This is a genomic window from Vibrio sp. J1-1 (assembly GCF_021728395.1).
Classification (GTDB): Bacteria; Pseudomonadota; Gammaproteobacteria; order Enterobacterales; family Vibrionaceae; genus Vibrio.
This window is the reverse complement of the sequence record NZ_JAKKCM010000004.1, coordinates 182,236-200,547: the sequence shown is the minus strand read 5'-3', so window position 1 is coordinate 200,547 and position 18,312 is coordinate 182,236. Positions and strand designations below refer to the sequence as shown.

Sequence of the window (18,312 nt, the reverse complement as noted above, 5' to 3'; positions counted from 1 at the left end):
GGTCTCGTTTCTGTTTGTGATAGCAAACATTGAGCTAAGCCCGGAATCAACTTTGTCCGACTAATCCATATTTGCGAACCATTCCACGCAATTGATGGTAACTTAGTCCGAGCAATTCTGCAGCCTGACGCTGATTGAACTTAGCTTCTTCCAGCGCACGGTTGAGCAAGCTTATATCTTGCTCTTCTTGCCACTGTTTATAGTCGAGCGGGAACTGAACGTGCACGCTTTGTTCTGTGACTTCTTGCTCAGGCTCGTCCTGTTCACTTGTGTAACCTAACGCGTTATCCCAAACCGTCGTAAAAGGGTTGAATATCAACTGGTCAATTGGCGCATCGCTTGTACCATGTTGGTATATAGCGCGTTCAATGACGTTTTTCAGTTCTCGAACGTTACCTGGCCAAGGGTACTCAAGTAGTGAGCGTTCAGCATCAGCGGTAAAGCCAACGAAATACTCAAGCTGAAGCTCGCGGCACATCTTGATGGCGTAGTATTCCGCTAAAGAGAGAATATCTTCTTTCCGTTCACGAAGTGGAGGTAGCATGATGACATCAAAAGCGAGCCTATCGAGCAGATCGGCTCGGAAATCACCTTGTTCAGCAAGTTGAGGTAAGTTTGCATTGGTCGCGCAGACTAGCCGAACGTCTGCATTCAGAGCGGTGTGCCCACCCACACGTTCATACTCGCCATATTCGATTACGCGCAACAATTTTTCTTGTACTAACAGCGGTGCAGTCGCCAGTTCATCGAGGAAGAGAGTGCCGCCCTCTGCTCGCTCAAAGCGACCTTTATGTTTGCCTTTTGAACCTGTGAACGAGCCGGATTCATGGCCAAACAATTCAGAATCAATCAAACCTTCGCTCAATGTAGCACAATTTAATGACAGAAGTGGCTTGTCCCAACGTCTTGATAAATAATGTAAACGCTGTGCAATAAGCTCTTTACCTGTTCCGCGCTCACCGATAATCAGAACCGGGCGTTCAATTGGCGCGAGTTGTGATACTTTATCTAATACAGCGAGAAAAGCGGGTGATTCACCAATCAGGTTTTGCTTCATAGATTCCTTCTTACTTAGCTGCCTAGGTGTGAATTCAATATGGAATTGGTGAAATTCACCAACAGTTGGTAAAAAACATCATAGCACAATGGCGCATAACAACAACAAAGTACATAAATCATTGATTTTAAAGTAAAGTACAAGTTGGCACGTAACTTGTTATGTGTTTAGGTAGGCACAAGGAGAATCATCACCTTGTCGGGTTTTAATAGGAAAAAAGAGGAGTTCCGTCATGGGTATTTTTTCTCGTTTTGCAGATATCGTTAACTCAAACATCAGTGCATTGTTGGACAAGGCGGAAGATCCTGAAAAAATGATCCGTCTCATCATTCAAGAAATGGAAGACACGCTTGTAGAAGTTCGTACTAACTCAGCGAAAGCGATTGCAGACAAAAAAGAGTTGGCTCGTAAAGTTGAGGCGATGGAAGACCAAATTAATGAATGGGGTCAAAAAGCTAGCCTTGCTTTAGTGAAAGAGCGTGAAGATTTAGCGCGTGCAGCGCTGATCGAGAAGCAAAAACTAGAACAGGTTATTAAAGGCCTTCATACTGAACAAACTTTGGTTGAAGAGACCATTGATAAGTTAACTGGTGAAATTGGCAAGCTGGAAAACAAAATTGCCGAAACAAGAGCGAAACAGCAGGCATTAGCGATCCGCAACCAAACGGCATCTAATCGTCGTGATGTTCAAAAACACCTTCACACTAGCCGTACCAATGAAGCCATGGCTAAGTTTGAGCAATACTCGCGTAAAGTCGACGAGTTGGAAGCTGAAGCCGACCTATATTCGAGTACCGGCCAGTCAAAATCGTTAGAGCAGGAATTTGCAGAGCTTCAGGCGCAAGATGAAATCGAAAAAGAGCTGGCAAAACTGAAAGAACAAATGTCATCAAAAGATAAATAAGAAAGGAGCCATTTATGTCGACATTTTTTATGACTGGACCACTGATTGTCTTTTTAATCTTTGTCGCTCCACTATGGCTTTTTTTACACTATCGCAGTAAACGAAAAACGGATAGTGCACTGTCGAGCCAAGATCTGGAGCGCCTTCAGGTACTATCCGAAAAAGCAGAATCGATGCAGGCTCGGGTAGATACATTGGAACGCATTCTAGACGCTGAGTCACCAACGTGGAGACGCAAGTATGAGTAATCGAGAGCTTTATCGCGATCCTGCAAATGGAAAACTTGCTGGTGTGTGTGCCGGGTTTGCCAACTACTTTGGTGTGGAAGTCTGGCTTATTCGTATCTTGGTTATTTCTGCTGGCTTGCTAGGTGGTACGTTTTTGGTGCTTCTCGCGTATGTCGCGTTGGCATTTATGTTAGAGAAACAACCAGTGACGTATTCCGAAAACATCAAGGCACAGCAAGATCATACTTTAAAAAGTAAACCATGGCAGAAAGGTCAAAGCCCCGAGGAGTTCTTGAGTGTGCTTGAGCGCGACTTCGACCGTATTGATGGCAAAATTCGCAACATGGAAGCGTATGTGACTTCCGATACATTCAGAGTAAACAGAGAATTCAGTAAGCTCTGAGGCTTCCTCACAAAGCAGCAATTTCTTAGCAATATCAAAAAGCAGGCACTCAGCCTGCTTTCCTTTTACAAATCACTAATTTTAAAGAAATATTATCCCTGTCTTATGTGGCAGCTTGAGCATTGTTCATCTATTTTAAATGTAGTCTCTGTATTCATTGGATGAATGTCATGAAAAAGTTGCTCATTCCGATGGCCATTGCGGCCGCTTTGTCGGGTTGTGGTAAAGAGCCTCCGCCGGTTCCAGAACCAGAATCTCGCCCCGCTAAGCTTTTTACCGTCTCTGTAGGTAATTCACAGTTTGAGCGTTATTTCCCTGCTACGACTGACTCTGGCGATAAAGCCGTATTAGCTTTTCGCGTGCCCGGGCTACTTCAATCGATTGACGTTCATGAAGGCCAGCTCGTGAGTAAAGGTGATGTGTTGGCAACATTGAACCCTGATGAATACTCGCTTCTAGAGCAACAAGCGAGGGCAAATTTTGCGCTCGCGGATGTCCAATACCAGCGGTATAAAAAGCTTCGAGTCGATCAAGTCGTGTCAGAACAGGATTTTGATGAAGCCAAAGCCAATCATAACTCCGCCAAAGCTCAGTGGGATCAGGCGAAAGCGAACTTGAGCTACACCAAGCTCGTTGCACCTTATGATGGTACGATTTCATACCTTCCTGCGGAAAACCATGAATACGTTGCCGCAAAAGAAGGCGTGATGAATATCCAGACCAATCAATTGATGAAGGTGATATTCCAGCTTCCCAGTCACCTGCTTAATCGTTACGCTCCGGGGGTGAATGTCTCGGCAAAAATGGAGTTTGATGCCTTCCCTGAGCGGTCGTTTGATTTAACTTTTCAGGAAATCGATACCGAAGCCGATCCTAAAACGGGCAGTTATAAAGTAACCATGGTGATGGAAAGACCGGAAGGGGTTGGGATATTACCGGGGATGTCCGGCAACGTGCTTGTTACTTCACTGAACTCAGGTACGGCGACGATACCAGATTCGGCACTGTTTGAAGAATCAGGGCAAAGCTACGTCTGGCGCGTCGATGAGCAAGGTAACGTTGCCAAAGCCGCGATTACATTGAATGAAAAAAATCAGGTTCTACAAGGTCTAGATGATGGTGATGTGATCGTAATTTCTGGCGTCAACGTGATAGAACCCGGTATCAAAGTGAGAGCCTGGGTTAAGGAAAGAGGGTTGTAATATGAGAAAAATGATAGCCTTAGCTATTCTATGCTCGCCTCTCTTCCTATCTGGTTGTGGTGATAAAGGTCCTGAAAAAGAGGTTGAAACACCCCGCGTAAAAGTGGTTTCACTAGAAGGAAGCAAGGTAGACGATAACCTGTACTTTCCTGCCGTAGCCAATGCGGCAGATCGTTCACACCTCAGTTTCAGAGTTGCTGGAGAAGTCAGCAGTGTTAGGGTGAAAGAGGGCGATATGGTGAAAAAAGATGACGTTATCGCTACGTTAGATCCTACCGATTATCAATTGGATGTGGACAATGCCACGGCTCGTTTTTCTGTGGTGGACAGCCAATACCGCCGTTCAAGACCTCTTGTCGATAAAGGCTTACTGGCGAAATCCCAGTTTGACGAAATTGCCGCCCAACGCCAAATTGCTCTGGCAGAGTTGAAGCTTGCTCAGTTGCGTTTGTCATTCACAACTTTAAAAGCGCCGGTAGATGGCATCATTTCCAGGGTTAATATCGACCAATTTGAAAACGTTCAGGTTGGTCAACACATTGTCAATATCCACAGTCTTGACCGTTTCGAAGTTTTGATTCAATTGCCGGATCGTTTGTATGTAAACCAGCCGCCGACAGAAGAAAGGCTCACCTCTATTCAGGCGGTGGTGCGAGTTCCGAGCGGTAATGAGTACACGGGAACCGTAAAAGAATTTACTACTGAGCCAGATCCAGCCACTGGCACCTTTACGGTAACTCTCTCACTACCGATGCCAAAAGATGAATATATCCTCGATGGAATGGCAGTTGAAGTCACATCAAAGGACGAAAAGGTCGGTTTGGATTTGGATGTAGGACTCAATGTTCCCATTGAAGCGATTTTTAACGCAGATGGAGACGATCTTAGTCGCGAAAATAAATTCGTTTGGGTACTTAAGGGCGATAATACCGTTTCTCGAAGACAGATCCGCACAGGCAAAGCCTCCAAGGCGTCCATACAAGTATTGGATGGACTTGAACTTGACGACCAAGTTGTCGTCGCTGGTGTTTCGAGGCTCAGGGAAGGCATGAAAGTAGAAGTGGTTGAGCAGGAGGCTGGTTTATGAGCGAGCAAAGCAAAGTGCCTCAAACGGATGAAGACGTAACAGGTATCGCAGCGTATTTTATTAAAAATCGCGTGATCAGCTGGATGGTTTCCCTGATCTTTTTGATCGGCGGGATCGCGGCATTTTTTGGGTTAGGACGTCTGGAAGACCCTGCTTTTACCATCAAAGACGCCATGGTGGTGACTTCGTATCCCGGAGCGACACCTCAGCAAGTGGAAGAAGAGGTGACTTACCCGCTTGAAAAAGCGATTCAGCAGTTGACGTATGTGGATGAGGTGAACTCTATTTCAAGCCGAGGGCTATCCCAAATTACCGTAACGATGAAAAACAACTACGGTCCGGATGACTTACCACAAATTTGGGACGAATTACGCCGTAAAGTGAATGACTTGAAAGGCACACTACCGCCGGGTGTGAACGAGCCTCAGGTTATTGATGACTTTGGTGATGTATACGGTATTTTACTTGCGGTAACCGGGGATGGTTACAGCTACAAAGAACTCCTGGATTATGTTGATTATCTACGGCGAGAGCTTGAGCTTGTGGAGGGAGTGAGCAAAGTTTCAGTCTCTGGCCAGCAGCAAGAGCAGGTCTTTATCGAAATCTCGATGAAAAAATTGAGCAGTCTGGGCCTGTCTCCTGATACGGTATTTGGTCTTCTCTCTACTCAAAACGTTATCTCAGATGCAGGTGCGATCAGAATCGGCGATGAGTATATCCGAATCCAGCCTACCGGGCAGTTCCAAAATGTCGATGAGTTGGGTGATTTATTAATTACCGAGGTTGGTGCTCAGGGGTTGATTTTCCTTAAAGATGTGGCCGAAATTAAACGTGGCTACGTTGAAGTTCCAAAGAACATAATTAACTTCAATGGCAGCTTAGCACTTAATGTCGGCGTCTCGTTTGCACAAGGCGTCAACGTTGTTGAAGTGGGGAAAGTGTTTGATCGCCGACTTGCAGAGTTAAAATATCAACAGCCCGTCGGAATCGAGATTTCAGAAATTTACAGTCAGCCGAAAGAGGTGGATAAATCGGTTAGCGGATTTGTAATTAGTCTCGCCCAAGCGGTTGGGATAGTGATCATCGTATTGCTGTTCTTCATGGGGCTTCGCTCTGGCTTGTTAATAGGTTTGATCCTGCTGTTAACCGTGCTTGGTACCTTCATATTTATGAAGTACCTAGCGATTGACCTGCAGCGTATTTCTTTAGGGGCTTTGGTTATTGCTTTGGGGATGCTGGTGGATAATGCCATCGTTGTTGTTGAAGGGATATTGATCGGCACTCAAAAAGGAAGAACACGTTTACAAGCTGCGACTGATGTTGTCACTCAGACTAAGTGGCCTTTGCTTGGGGCGACTATCATTGCAGTAACCGCCTTTGCGCCGATTGGATTGTCTCAGGACTCCACGGGTGAGTACTGTGGTACTTTATTTACCGTGCTGCTTATCTCTTTGATGCTGAGCTGGTTTACTGCGATTTCTTTGACGCCATTTTTTGCAGACATTTTCTTCAAAGGCCAGAAGATCAAGCAAGTAGAAGGGGAAGATAACGACCCGTATAATGGTATTGTTTTTGTTGCCTACAAGAGCTTTCTCGAGTTCTGTATGCGTCGCGCCTGGTTCACGGTTGTGGTGTTGATTGCCGGCCTTGCGGTCAGTGTGTATGGATTTACGTTTGTAAAACAATCTTTCTTCCCGTCTTCAACAACACCGATTTTCCAGATCGATGTTTGGTTACCAGAAGGCACGGATATTAGAGCAACCAATGATAAGTTGAACGAACTTGAACATTGGTTAGCGCAACAAGAAAATGTTGAGCATATTACAACGACTGCGGGTAAAGGCTTACAGCGTTTCATGTTGACGTATGCACCAGAGAAAAGTTACGCCGCTTACGGTGAAATCACCACTCGAATGACTCACTATGAAGCGCTTGAGCCATTAATGGTGCGTTTCCGAGAGTATTTAAAAGCCAATTACCCAGAAATTAACTATAAACTCAAACAAATTGAGTTAGGCCCTGGTGGTGGTGCGAAAATTGAAGCGCGACTCATCGGCTCTGATCCAACGGTGCTTCGCACTCTCGCAGCTCAAGTGATGGATATTATGTACGCGGACCCTGCCGCGACGAATATTAGACATGATTGGCGAGAGCGTACTCAGGTTCTCGAGCCTCAGTTTAACGAAAGCCAAGCTCGCCGTTACGGCATCACTAAGTCAGATGTCGATGATTATCTCTCCATGTCGTTTTCGGGTATGACCATTGGTCTTTACCGTGATGGAACAACATTGATGCCAATCGTGGCTCGACTACCTGAAGATGAACGGATTGATATTCGTAACATTGAAGGCATGAAAATTTGGAGCCCGGCGAAAAGTGAGTTCATTCCACTTCAACAAGTGACGATGGGCTATGACATGCGTTGGGAAGACCCAATCATCGTTCGCAAAAATCGTAAACGTATGCTCACAGTGATGGCTGATCCGGATATCTTGGGTCAAGAAACTGCTTCAACATTGCAAAAACGTCTGCAACCGCAAATTGAAGCCATCGAGATGCCTGCGGGATACTCTATCGAGTGGGGGGGAGAGTACGAGTCTTCAGGTGATGCTCAAGCATCGTTGTTTACCACAATGCCAATGGGTTACCTGTTCATGTTCCTTATTACCGTATTCCTGTTCAACTCGGTCAAAGAACCATTGATAGTGTGGCTGACCGTGCCACTGGCTCTGATAGGTGTTACGACCGGCTTGTTGGCACTGAATACACCATTTGGCTTTATGGCGTTGCTAGGGTTCTTAAGTTTGTCGGGGATGGTACTGAAAAACGGAATCGTCCTGCTCGACCAAATCGAAATTGAAATGAGGTCAGGTAAAGACGCTTATGATGCGGTTGTCGACGCAGCGGTGAGCCGTGTCAGACCTGTATGCATGGCGGCTATCACAACGATTCTAGGTATGATTCCGTTGTTACCCGATATTTTCTTCAAACCAATGGCGGTGACGATCATGTTTGGTTTAGGTTTTGCGACGGTATTAACTTTGATTGTTGTTCCTGTATTGTATCGTCTATTCCACAGAGTCGCCGTACCGAAATAGAATTAGCATAAATCGTTAACGCCTCTGGCTAGGTCAACAGACCCTATTAAGCCAGGGGCGTTTTATAAGGACTTAGAATGACAGAACACAAAAGCTGCGCTTGGGCGATGAACCACGCGTTAGAGCGTGAGTATCATGATGCAGAGTGGGGAATCCCCGTGCATGACGATAAAGTGCTATTCGAATTTATCACTCTAGAAGGTGCACAAGCGGGGCTAAGCTGGATAACCATACTGAAGAAGCGAGAAGGCTACAGAGAAGCATTTGAACATTACGATTTAGATGCGTTGGTACAGCATGGTGAAGAACGCGCTGAATATATCGTAGAAAATTTTGATGTCGTGAAACATCGCGGCAAGATCAATTCAGTGTTCAGCAATGCGAAAGCAGCTAAGCAGTTGATTGATGAGTATGGAAGTTTGTCAGAGGCTCTATGGCAGTTTGTCGATCATAAACCTGTGATTAATCAATGGCAGGATATGAGCGAAGTACCTGCTTCTACTGAGCAATCAAAAGCGATGAGTAAATTTCTCAAGAAAAGAGGTTTTAAATTTGTCGGAGAAACCATTTGTTATGCGTTTATGCAAGCGGTCGGAATGGTAGATGATCATATCGTCGGATGTCCGTGTAAAACGGTATAGGCTAATTAAACCAGACTATTAGCAAATGCCCTCAAGATGAGGGCATTGATTGGCTACATCTTTCTACATTGAAACTTCTTTCTCTAGAATCAGAGCATTGTATCGTGCTAAACCAGCTTCCAGATCGGCGATCAAGTCGTCGACATCTTCCAAACCAATATGAAGACGGATTAACGTACCTTCAAAATGAGGATGCGCAACAGTACGCAAGCTGTTAAAGCTTCTTGGTTCATTGGCAAGAATCAAGCTCTCAAAGCCACCCCAAGAGTAGCCCATGCTGAAGTGTTTCATGCCATCAAGTAAAGCGGTTGTGGCTTTAGGGTATGATGTTTTCAGTACGAATGAGAACAGACCATTGCCGCCGGTAAAATCGCGTTTGAAAAACTCATGCCCTGGGGAAGTTTCTAGTGCCGGATGAAGTACTCGTTCTACTTCAGGTCGTGTAGCTAACCACTTAGCCACTTTCAAGCTGCTTTCTGCATGCTGGCGAAGACGAACATCTAAAGTACGTAGACCGCGAAGGCCGAGGTACACATCGTCAGGCGAAACACACTGACCCATTAAATAGCTCTGTTCACGCAACTGATCCCAGTATTTCTCTGAAGCGACCGCCGTACCCAGCATGACGTCTGAGTGACCGACGATGTATTTGGTCGCTGCTTGCACAGAAATATCAACCCCATGCTCAAACGGAGAGAAGTTAACACCTGCTCCCCACGTGTTGTCGAGGATCACAATGATATCGTGTTCATGGGCAATTCGGGCAAGCGTCGGAACATCTTGTACTTCCATGGTAATAGAACCAGGTGATTCAAGGAAAAGTACTTTGGTGTTAGGTTGAATCAGATCGCGGATATCTGCGCCGATCATTGGGTCATAGTAGGTTGTCTCTATACCCATTTTTTTCATCATGACGTTACAGAAATCACGAGTCGGCTCGTAACAAGTGTCAACCATAAGGATGTGGTCGCCTGTCTCTACAAAAGACAGGATTGTGTTCGAAATCGCTGCGGTTCCACAAGGGTAGAGAGCACATCCCGCACCGCCTTCAATCTCAACCATAGCGTCCTGAAAAGCAAAGTGTGTATTGGTACCGCGACGCCCGTAAAATAGCGTTTTGTTTGCGCGGTTCATCGTCGCTTGGTTTTTCTCGGCAACACTATCAAATACGATGGTTGAAGCGCGTTGAACGGGTGGGTTAACAACACCGTTTGTCCACTTTTTATCTCGGCCTGCGGTAATCAGTTTGGTCTTTTTACCCTCTGACATATAAATTCCCTGTTTAATAAAACGATTTTGATTATTTAAAACATGGACTACGGGTTGTTTGCAAGGGAAAACTCAACTATCGAACCATAACCACTTGGAACACCTAATAGCGTAAGAGAATACCCAAAGAGCGTGATTAGTTTTATCTCAATTATTTTTGGTTCACAGCAATCCGACCAAACAATCCCGCGTCAAGAAATTTAGCGCGGGATTGAAGTTTATTTCACAGGCTGAGGGCATTACAGAAGCGGGTTAAAGAGATAGAACACGCGTTCTAAGAAGCGAGAGAACAGGCTCCGTTTATCCCAAACCTTCTTTTCAACCGGATAGGACTGTTTGATGTAGCTGTCTTGTAGACAAGACATCTCTTTGGTGAAGTCTTCATCATCGACTGCCAGCGTAACCTCGAAGTTCAGCCACAAGCTGCGCATGTCCATATTTACTGTACCGACCAAACAAAATTGCTCATCAATAACCACGGATTTTGTATGCAGCAATCCGCCATAAAATTCATAAATCTTCACACCCGCGGTGAGAAGTTCACTGTAAAAGGCACGAGAAGCCCATTGAACCATTACCGAGTCATTTTTATGAGGAATGATAAGTTCGACATCGATGCCTCGTTGCGCGGTCATTTTCAGTGTTTCCAGTAAATCTGTATTTGGAACGAAATACGGAGTGGTGATTCGCACCGAACGATTCGCTTGGTTTATGGCTAACGTTAGTACCTGATAAATGAGGTATTCGGGCATGCCCGGACCTGATGGAACCACTTGTATCGGGTGTTGGCAGTGATAACCATCGATATTACATTCCGGCCGATTGGGAAATTGGCGTTCGCCGGTTTCGACTTCCCAGTCCCAGCAGTGAATTGCACTCAACACATTAACCGTTGGGCCAGTTATTCGAACCATAATGTCAATCCAATGACCGACACCACTACTTTGCTTAAAGTAAGCCGGATCAACGAGGTTCATCGAGCCGGTGTAGGCGATTTCATCATCGATAACGATGATCTTTCTGTGTTGGCGAAGATCTAAACGACGCAAGAAAATACGCCACATATTTACTTCCAATGCTTGTATCACTTCTATGCCAGCGTCCTTCATCATCCTGTGCCAAGGGCTTCTGAAAAATCGTGGACTGCCAGCAGAGTCAAGCAGGAGTTTTACATCTACGCCACGTTTGGATGCTCGAATAAGCGCTGAGGCAACGGAATCTGCCAAGCCTCCTGGGTGCCAAATGTAGAACACCATCCGAATACTGGTTTGTGCATTTTCGATATCTTCGATAATCGAATGCAAAATTTCGTCAGGCGTCTGTTGTAACGAGAGCGTGTTACCGCTTAATGCGGGTAGTCCGAGGCGGTTATTACACAGCTCATCAATGCGATAGATATGACGCCCCATGGTTTCTGGCATGTGTGCGTTGCAATCATTCAGTTGGCTGAACCACTCCGCAAAAGGGGCAAACATCACTTTTGCACGTTCAGCTCGCTTTCGGCCTAAATTAAGTTCGCCGAAAAGGAAATAACAGGCTACACCAAGAACCGGAAGAATATAAATGATCATTAGCCAAGCTAACGAAACACTCACGGCGCGGCGTTTTAAAACCACACGGATGGTGACACCAGCGACGAGTAACCAATACAGCCCGATGCCAGCAAGTGTAAGAAAATGATAAAACTTATCCATATACGCTCAAAATATTACGCCCATTAAGGATATTAGGCATAAAAGTGTGTTGGGGAAATAGCTTTCTTGCTAAGAATTAAAGTGATTTTATATGAGGGATTGAGTTCATAACAGGGGAATCTGTTATTGATGTTTTAATTGCAAGGTTAATCTTTAACCGATGAATAAAAAAGCAGCATATAACATGCGTGATGCAGCAATTGTGCGATAAATATACTTGCTGAGACTTTTAATTTTAACGGGGAACTGGTTTACTGATGGGATAGAGCGTCTAACAATAATTTTATAAGTGTGTAACTTAATATAAACACACATTTTCGACGCCTATTTTTATGCAAACACAACACATTTAATTTTGGAGATAAAACGTGGCTACAACTAATACAGCACCACGTGATACGTGGGGGTCTAAATTAGGCTTCGTTATGGCCGCAGCGGGTTCCGCTGTTGGCTTGGGTAATATATGGAAATTCCCATACACGGCGGGAGAGGGTGGCGGTGGCGCATTTGTTGCCATTTACCTTATCTTTGTCATTTTTATTGGTTTCAGTGTGATGCTGACCGAATTCGCGGTTGGTCGTAAAACTGGTCGATCTGCAGTTGGTGCATTTAAATCAACCGATAGCCGCTGGACGTTTACTGGCGTGATGGGCGTGCTGAGTGGTCTGTTGATCATGGGTTTTTACCCAGTTGTTGGCGGTTGGGCTCTGGCGTACATCTTTAAAGTAGGCGGGGGCTTGTTGAGTACACCTGAAGCCATCGGTGATAGCTTCGGTGGCTTTATATCTGACCCTATCCAGCCTCTAATATGGATGGCGCTTTACCTGTTCATGAATATCTTCATTGTTATGAAAGGCATTTCTGGCGGTATCGAGAAGGCGGGTAAGGTTTTGATGCCACTTCTATTCCTTATTTTGATTGTCGTATCAATAAAAGGTCTGATGCTACCAGGCGCAATGGCAGGGGTTGAATTCTTGTTCATGCCAGACTTCTCTGAGGTAGACAGCAGTGTCGTACTTGCCGCGCTTGGTCAGGCGTTCTTCTCACTAAGTTTGGGTATGGGTTGTATGATTACTTACGGCTCTTACCTTAAGAAGAAAGAAAATGTGGTGCAAACTACAGGTATGATCACAGCGATGGATACTGGCGTAGCAATCCTTGCGGGTATTGCTATGTTCCCAGCGATGTTTGCTTTCGGCATTGAGCCAGCAGCAGGCCCAGGTCTAGTGTTCGTTGTTGTGCCACAACTGTTTGCTGAAATGGGTGGGCTTATCGGCTTCCTGTTTGCGATCATGTTCTTTGTTGGTCTGACTGCGGCTGCCTTAACCTCGTCAGTTTCACTACTTGAAGTTGTGGTTTCTTATCTCATTGATGAAAAGGGCATGAAGCGTTCAAGTGCCGTGCTTTCAGCGAGCTCGGTAATGGCGATATTGTGTGTATTCGCTTCTTTGTCTCTCGGTGGAATGGGGCCAACACTATTTGGTACCGGTGCATTTGACATCTTCGACCTACTCACTGACAAAATCTTTATGGCTGTTGGCGGTATGTTGCTGTGTATCTTCGCTGGTTGGCGACTGAATCGTGATGAGCTTGAAAAAGAGATCACGAATGACGGTAAAGTATCTTTCCCACTATTTGGGCTTTGGTACAACCTAGTGAAATTCGTTATTCCAGTGGCGATTGCAATTGTTGCTTTCATGGGTATCAAATCAGGATTTGACAGTGGTAAAGGTGAAATCATGGTACTAGGTATCGTGACTATAGGCCTGGCAGCTATCTTTTCGAAGAAGCTCTAACCAGTCATCTATCTTTCAAAAGGGAGCCTTGGTAGGCTCCCTTTTTTATGCTAGCTACTTATCTATATTGACTTGATAATTCGTGGGCGCTCGCACACGTTCACTCAAAAAATGCCGAAGGCTTAAAGCATACGGTAGGGGAACGTAAAGGCCTAATGGGGCAGTTTAAGCTCGCCTAATCAATCAGAATCGGTATACTTCTGGCTCCAAACGTGGAGCCAGATTTTTATGTTCGATATTCTACATACCCATACAGATTTTCTGATCATCAATAAACATCCCAACGTCTCCGTTCATAAAGACGATGGTGACACAATGCTGCTGCAAGAAGTGGCCAAGCAGAGTGGTGATGAGCAGCTTTATCTCGTCCACCGACTGGATAAAATGACGTCGGGTATTTTGCTCCTCGGACGCAACGCCAAAGCGGCCAGCGTGTTATCTCAAGCTTTTGCCGATCGCCAAGTGGAAAAGTTTTATCTGGCGATTGGCTCGAAAAAGCCGAAAAAGAAGCAAGGGTTGGTCATTGGCGATATGGAACGTTCGCGCCGTTCATCATGGAAGCTGGTAAACAGCAAACACAACCCTGCGATAACACAGTTTTTCTCCCTTGCCGCAGAGCCGGGAGAGCGCTTATTTTTATGTAAGCCACACACAGGTAAAACGCATCAAATCCGCGTGGCATTAAAATCGGTCGGCTCAGGTATTGTTGGCGATCCGATATATAATGCGGGGAACGAGGCTGACCGCGGTTACCTGCATGCCTTCTCACTATGTTTCCAATATCAAGATGAGCAATATCGCTTTGTCTGCGATCCGCGAGAATACGAAGTGCTTGGTGGAAAATGGCACAGTGACATTGTCTCCCAGGGATTGGACACTTGGCTTTCCCCTTGGAAACTGAACTGGCCAACCATCAAATAAAGTTTAAAAAAGATTAGAAAAGAGAACTCGATGCAAGCATCACAACTTCCGCTGTTTTTCCAGCATTTAGAAACCGAGCTGGCGCAAGCTCCAAATGAAATTCGTCGACTGTTTCATGGTCGTGGCCGTCGTTTTGAAGGCCTAGAGCAAATCACTTGTGACTGGTTACAAGGTCAGTTGATCATCAACTTGTTTAAAGAAGTTGATGACGCGTTTCTTGCCAAACTTAAAAGTGGCCTCAAAGCTTTGGCGGAATCGTCACTGTGGGCGGAAAAGCAAGGTCGCACGATGGTGCTTCAGCATCGCTATGCCGACGGCGCACCTTCTGAAGTACTCATTGGTGAGTTAGATGCCCGTCCAGTTGTCGAAGAAAGTGGTCTGAAATACCAGTTGGATATTGGCCGCAACCAGAACTTTGGTTTGTTTTTAGACATGCGCTACGGCCGTGATTGGGTGCGTGAAAATGCCAAGCATAAAAACGTACTTAACCTGTTTGCATACACGTGTGGTTTTTCTGTCGCTGCCATTGCGGGTGGTGCGGATAAAGTCGTAAACGTAGATATGGCAAAAGCGTCGCTGTCGAAAGGTCGCGAGAACCACAAGCTGAATGGACACAACATAAACCAAGTCAGCTTTATGGGCCATGATATCTTTAAGTCTTGGGGCAAAATTAAGAAATCTGGTCAGTACGATTTGATTATCATCGATCCACCTTCGTTCCAGAAAGGCAGCTTCGCGCTTACCAAAGACTATAAAAAGATTCTGCGTCGATTGCCTGATTTGTTGGCTGAAGGTGGTCAAGTCATGGCGTGTGTGAACTCACCATCCGTGACCAGTGAATTCTTAATTGAAAGCATGAAAGAAGAGGCACCAGGACTTACGTTTCGCCAGCGTTTGGATAACCCGCCTGAGTTTATGGATGTGGACAGCGAAGCGGCACTGAAAGTTTTGTTGTTTAGCTAAGACATTATTTCGAAATAAAACACAACGAAACAAAAAGCGCCACTTACATCTATGTAGTTGTAAGTGGCGCTTTTTTAGTATTTGGTGATTCAATTAATGTATTAACCAATCTGCACTTCTAGATCGTCTTCAATAGTTGATGAACAGGCGAGCACATAGCCTTGCTCTATCTCTTCTGGTGTCAATGTTTCTTGGCTGGTGGAAGAGACGCTACCTTTACCAACCTTGCATTTACAAGACCCACAAATGCCGCTGCGACAAGCTACGATTAGCGGTAAACCCGCCCCTTCAAGCACATCCGCCAGTACCTGACCTTTTTGTGCATCAAGGGTTTGACCAAAGTCAGGGACGAAGACACTGGCTGATTCATCGGACACAGCCGATGGTTCACTGGCTGCTGGTGTAAAACTCTCTTGGTAGAAGTTTGCCATATCAAACCCAAGTTCACTCAAATAAGCGTGAACATCTTGCATGAACTGGCTTGGTCCACAGAGGTACACCGTGCGCTGTTTGAAATCAGGAATGAGCTCTTGTAGCCAGTCTGCATTCAAACGACCTTGAGGGTGGGAGGCTCCTTCGCGACTCTTCAGCAACAGCTTTAAATGAAAATTGGGATACACAGCATCGAACGTTTCTAGCTGATCATAGTAAATCGTCTCTGCTGGGCTACGTGCAATATGAAGAAACTCGATATCCACGTCGTTGTCGTTTTCATTATGATTACTCAACCAGTGTTTCGCCATCGAAAACACAGGCGTGACACCGCAACCCGCACTAATGAGCAGCGCTTTTGTTTTTCCGTCGTGTAAAACTGGTGGGTGGTCAATGCAGTTAAATTCGCCTGTTGGTGGCAATGCTTGGACGGTATCGCCAAGTAGTAATGAGTCGATGATGTAGTTAGAGACTTTACCGCCATCTACTCGCTTAATGGTGAGCTGAAGGTGGTCGTCTTCACTTGCAGAGCTGATTGAATAGGCACGAAATTCCATTTTTCCATCAATTTCGACACCCACGTTAATAAACTGACCGGGTTTAAATTGAAATAGAAGCGACTCGGTTAATTCGGCCAACTTGATGCTGACGGTATCGTGTGTTTCGAAGTATTTGTCGATACAACGGAGCGTGACGGGTTGGTTGCCTTGCCATTCAAAAAACATAACAATCTCTTTGGTTGGATCCAGTTCAAAATCTAAATAGATATACTCAAGTCACTTCAAGGTCTTAGAGCATAAAAGCGCCCCCAGATTAGGAGGCGCATAACGAGCAGGACTCTTAGGCTGCTAGGATAGCTTTTAGATCATCCTGAACATTGCCAATGCTGCGCATATCGAACTTTTCTTGGATGATCGCAATTAGGTTTGGTGTTAGGAATGCTGGTGCCGTAGGGCCGGTGTAAATGCCTTTCACACCCAATGCGAATAACGTTAGTAAGATAACGATAGCTTTTTGTTCAAACCAAGAAAGCACGAGTGTCAGTGGCAGCTCGTTAATGTCACAGTCAAACTCTTTCGCCAGTGCCAGTGCAAGTTGGATTGCAGAGTAAGCGTCGTTACATTGGCCCACATCCAATAGGCGAGGGATACCATTGATATCGCCAAAGGTATTCTTGTTAAAGCGGAACTTACCACACGCCAACGTCAGGATTAGTGTATCTTCTGGTGCTTCTGCCGTGAAGTCGGTGTAGTAGCTACGCTCTGCTTTATCACCGTCACAACCGCCCACTAGGAAGAAGTGTTTGATGTTGCCTTGTTTCACTTGGTCGATTACCGCAGGCGCTGCGTTCATTAGTGCATTACGGCCAAAGCCAACCGTGATGTGGTGTTCGATTTCATCGTGTTGGAAACCGTCTTGCGCCAGTGCACATTCAACTACTTGGCTGAAGTCATCACCTTCGATGTGAGCTACACCAGGCCAGCCAACGATGCTGCGTGTGAATAAGCGATCTGCATATTGACCTACATCTGGGTTCAATAAGCAGTTAGATGTCATCACGATGGCGCCAGGGAAGTTCGAGAACTCTTTCTGTTGGTTTTGCCAAGCGCTGCCGTAGTTACCGACTAGGTGAGGGTATTTCTTCAGTTCAGGGTAGCCGTGTGCAGGTAGCATTTCACCGTTGGTGTAAACGTTGATGCCTTTGCCTTCGGTCTGTTGCAGGATTTTTTCCAGGTCATGAAGATCGTGACCAGATACCAGAATACATTTGCCTTTTACTGGTTTGACGTTAACGGTGGTTGGCTCTGGGTGACCGAAGGTCGTCGTTTCGCCTTGGTCTAGCATTTCCATAACTTTGTAGTTCATCAGACCGATGCGCATTGAGCAATCAAGCAGTTCACCGAGATCTTCTGGGTCCGTACCTAGCCACGCCATAATTTCATGGTATTCGGCGTAGATGTCGTTGTTAGTTTGCTCAAGCACACGCGCGTGCTCCATGTACGCTGCTGCACCTTTTAGGCCGTATAGGCAAAGTAGACGCAAACCAATTACATCTTCATGCACTTGGTCTTTACCGCGGTTAACTGCGACTTGAGGAGCAAATGTTAGGATCGCTTCAGCGCTGTTTGGAAGCTCAAAGTTTGCAACGGCAGGAATGTTAGCAACTTCGGTGTCTGCCAAAGTGGCTGCAGACATCACTTGCTCTTTTAGCAGTGCTTTGTAAACGGCGGCTTGAGATGTTAGCTCAAGGATACGTTCAGGGTCGAAGTTTACGTTAGTCAGTGTAGAGAAGAACGCTCGCGGTGCCCATTGGTTGATTTCATCGTTAATGATGTTGAATTCAAGTGCTTTTGATGCCCAAAAAGAAACCCCTTGTAGCGTGTAAACCAACACGTCTTGCAGGTCAGATACTTCAGACGTTTTACCGCACATACCTTGTGTAAAAGAACAACCTTTAACAGCAGGGGTTTGAATTGTCTGTTCACATTGAATACAGAACATATTGGGTTCTCCAGTGATTGTTTTAATAGTCGTAATGTTGACCACTGAATAGCAGAATGCGTGCCAATATTTATCTTATTGATTTTTAAGTTTTTTGTGTATTTGTGAGGAGGCGG

General features: G+C 45.5%; 15 protein-coding genes. 10 read left to right on the top strand and 5 right to left on the bottom strand.

What is annotated here, in order from left to right; all coding sequences use genetic code 11:
• Window positions 1–46: 46 nt before the first annotated feature.
• Window positions 47–1,057 carry a phage shock protein operon transcriptional activator gene (gene pspF, locus L3V31_RS08080; RefSeq protein WP_237315575.1) on the bottom strand — a complete coding sequence of 337 codons (1,011 nt, stop codon included), beginning with the start codon at window positions 1,055–1,057 and terminating at the stop codon, window positions 47–49.
• Between the two features lie 232 nt (window positions 1,058–1,289).
• Here pspF and pspA point away from each other — a divergent pair, with 232 nt between their 5' ends.
• The 7 genes from pspA to L3V31_RS08045 all read left to right on the top strand — a co-directional run bounded on the left by pspA (window position 1,290) and on the right by L3V31_RS08045 (window position 8,619).
• Window positions 1,290–1,961, top strand: a complete 672-nt coding sequence (gene pspA, locus L3V31_RS08075; RefSeq protein ID WP_237315574.1) for a phage shock protein PspA — start codon at window positions 1,290–1,292, stop codon at window positions 1,959–1,961.
• Window positions 1,962–1,975: 14 nt separating this feature from the next.
• The gene (gene pspB, locus L3V31_RS08070) at window positions 1,976–2,209 is read left to right on the top strand and encodes an envelope stress response membrane protein PspB (protein ID WP_237315573.1); all 234 of its coding nucleotides are present in this window, start codon (window positions 1,976–1,978) and stop codon (window positions 2,207–2,209) included.
• The gene (gene pspC / locus L3V31_RS08065) at window positions 2,202–2,591 is read left to right on the top strand and encodes an envelope stress response membrane protein PspC (RefSeq protein ID WP_237315572.1); all 390 of its coding nucleotides are present in this window, start codon (window positions 2,202–2,204) and stop codon (window positions 2,589–2,591) included. The genes pspB and pspC overlap by 8 nt, the downstream gene beginning before the upstream one ends.
• Window positions 2,592–2,761: 170 nt before the next feature.
• On the top strand, window positions 2,762–3,793 hold the full coding sequence (locus L3V31_RS08060) for an efflux RND transporter periplasmic adaptor subunit (protein WP_237315571.1): 1,032 nt from the start codon (window positions 2,762–2,764) through the stop codon (window positions 3,791–3,793).
• Window position 3,794: 1 nt separating this feature from the next.
• Window positions 3,795–4,880 carry an efflux RND transporter periplasmic adaptor subunit gene (locus tag L3V31_RS08055; protein ID WP_237315570.1) on the top strand — a complete coding sequence of 362 codons (1,086 nt, stop codon included), beginning with the start codon at window positions 3,795–3,797 and terminating at the stop codon, window positions 4,878–4,880.
• On the top strand, window positions 4,877–7,978 hold the full coding sequence (gene vmeI, locus L3V31_RS08050; protein WP_237315569.1) for an efflux RND transporter permease subunit VmeI: 3,102 nt from the start codon (window positions 4,877–4,879) through the stop codon (window positions 7,976–7,978). Before L3V31_RS08055 ends, vmeI begins: the two co-directional genes overlap by 4 nt.
• A 77-nt stretch (window positions 7,979–8,055) precedes the next feature.
• Entirely contained in the window at window positions 8,056–8,619 is a 564-nt protein-coding gene (locus L3V31_RS08045) for a DNA-3-methyladenine glycosylase I (protein WP_237315568.1), read from the top strand.
• Window positions 8,620–8,682: 63 nt separating this feature from the next.
• Here the strand turns inward: L3V31_RS08045 and L3V31_RS08040 are convergent, their stop codons facing one another.
• Both L3V31_RS08040 and cls read right to left on the bottom strand, forming a co-directional pair.
• On the bottom strand, window positions 8,683–9,888 hold the full coding sequence (locus L3V31_RS08040; RefSeq protein ID WP_237315567.1) for a cystathionine beta-lyase: 1,206 nt from the start codon (window positions 9,886–9,888) through the stop codon (window positions 8,683–8,685).
• Window positions 9,889–10,127: 239 nt separating this feature from the next.
• Entirely contained in the window at window positions 10,128–11,582 is a 1,455-nt protein-coding gene (gene cls / locus L3V31_RS08035; RefSeq protein ID WP_237315566.1) for a cardiolipin synthase, read from the bottom strand.
• A gap of 425 nt (window positions 11,583–12,007) precedes the next feature.
• Between cls and L3V31_RS08030 the strand changes: the two genes are divergently transcribed.
• The 3 genes from L3V31_RS08030 to L3V31_RS08020 all read left to right on the top strand — a co-directional run bounded on the left by L3V31_RS08030 (window position 12,008) and on the right by L3V31_RS08020 (window position 15,262).
• A complete protein-coding gene (locus L3V31_RS08030; protein WP_267135927.1) occupies window positions 12,008–13,378 on the top strand; it encodes a sodium-dependent transporter in 1,371 nt (456 codons plus the stop codon).
• A gap of 228 nt (window positions 13,379–13,606) precedes the next feature.
• Entirely contained in the window at window positions 13,607–14,299 is a 693-nt protein-coding gene (locus L3V31_RS08025; protein ID WP_237315564.1) for a TIGR01621 family pseudouridine synthase, read from the top strand.
• Between the two features lie 30 nt (window positions 14,300–14,329).
• Window positions 14,330–15,262, top strand: coding sequence for a class I SAM-dependent methyltransferase (locus L3V31_RS08020; protein ID WP_237315563.1), 933 nt, complete (start codon window positions 14,330–14,332; stop codon window positions 15,260–15,262).
• A gap of 101 nt (window positions 15,263–15,363) precedes the next feature.
• Here L3V31_RS08020 and L3V31_RS08015 read toward each other — a convergent pair whose 3' ends face one another.
• Both L3V31_RS08015 and hcp read right to left on the bottom strand, forming a co-directional pair.
• Window positions 15,364–16,419 (bottom strand): hybrid-cluster NAD(P)-dependent oxidoreductase, encoded by a 1,056-nt coding sequence (locus L3V31_RS08015; RefSeq protein WP_237315562.1) that lies wholly within the window; start codon window positions 16,417–16,419, stop codon window positions 15,364–15,366.
• A 115-nt stretch (window positions 16,420–16,534) separates the two neighbouring features.
• On the bottom strand, window positions 16,535–18,196 hold the full coding sequence (hcp, locus tag L3V31_RS08010) for a hydroxylamine reductase (protein ID WP_237315561.1): 1,662 nt from the start codon (window positions 18,194–18,196) through the stop codon (window positions 16,535–16,537).
• Window positions 18,197–18,312: the final 116 nt, after the last annotated feature.

Excerpts from the sequence above, each read along its gene's own strand:
- pspF (WP_237315575.1), bottom strand. The coding sequence starts at position 1,057 with ATGAAGCAAAACCTGATTGGTGAATCACCCGCTTTTCTCGCTGTATTA.
- pspA (WP_237315574.1), top strand. The coding sequence starts at position 1,290 with ATGGGTATTTTTTCTCGTTTTGCAGATATCGTTAACTCAAACATCAGT.
- pspB (WP_237315573.1), top strand. The coding sequence starts at position 1,976 with ATGTCGACATTTTTTATGACTGGACCACTGATTGTCTTTTTAATCTTT.
- pspC (WP_237315572.1), top strand. The coding sequence starts at position 2,202 with ATGAGTAATCGAGAGCTTTATCGCGATCCTGCAAATGGAAAACTTGCT.
- L3V31_RS08060 (WP_237315571.1), top strand. The coding sequence starts at position 2,762 with ATGAAAAAGTTGCTCATTCCGATGGCCATTGCGGCCGCTTTGTCGGGT.
- L3V31_RS08055 (WP_237315570.1), top strand. The coding sequence starts at position 3,795 with ATGAGAAAAATGATAGCCTTAGCTATTCTATGCTCGCCTCTCTTCCTA.
- vmeI (WP_237315569.1), top strand. The coding sequence starts at position 4,877 with ATGAGCGAGCAAAGCAAAGTGCCTCAAACGGATGAAGACGTAACAGGT.
- L3V31_RS08045 (WP_237315568.1), top strand. The coding sequence starts at position 8,056 with ATGACAGAACACAAAAGCTGCGCTTGGGCGATGAACCACGCGTTAGAG.
- L3V31_RS08040 (WP_237315567.1), bottom strand. The coding sequence starts at position 9,888 with ATGTCAGAGGGTAAAAAGACCAAACTGATTACCGCAGGCCGAGATAAA.
- cls (WP_237315566.1), bottom strand. The coding sequence starts at position 11,582 with ATGGATAAGTTTTATCATTTTCTTACACTTGCTGGCATCGGGCTGTAT.
- L3V31_RS08030 (WP_267135927.1), top strand. The coding sequence starts at position 12,008 with ATGGCCGCAGCGGGTTCCGCTGTTGGCTTGGGTAATATATGGAAATTC.
- L3V31_RS08025 (WP_237315564.1), top strand. The coding sequence starts at position 13,607 with ATGTTCGATATTCTACATACCCATACAGATTTTCTGATCATCAATAAA.
- L3V31_RS08020 (WP_237315563.1), top strand. The coding sequence starts at position 14,330 with ATGCAAGCATCACAACTTCCGCTGTTTTTCCAGCATTTAGAAACCGAG.
- L3V31_RS08015 (WP_237315562.1), bottom strand. The coding sequence starts at position 16,419 with ATGTTTTTTGAATGGCAAGGCAACCAACCCGTCACGCTCCGTTGTATC.
- hcp (WP_237315561.1), bottom strand. The coding sequence starts at position 18,196 with ATGTTCTGTATTCAATGTGAACAGACAATTCAAACCCCTGCTGTTAAA.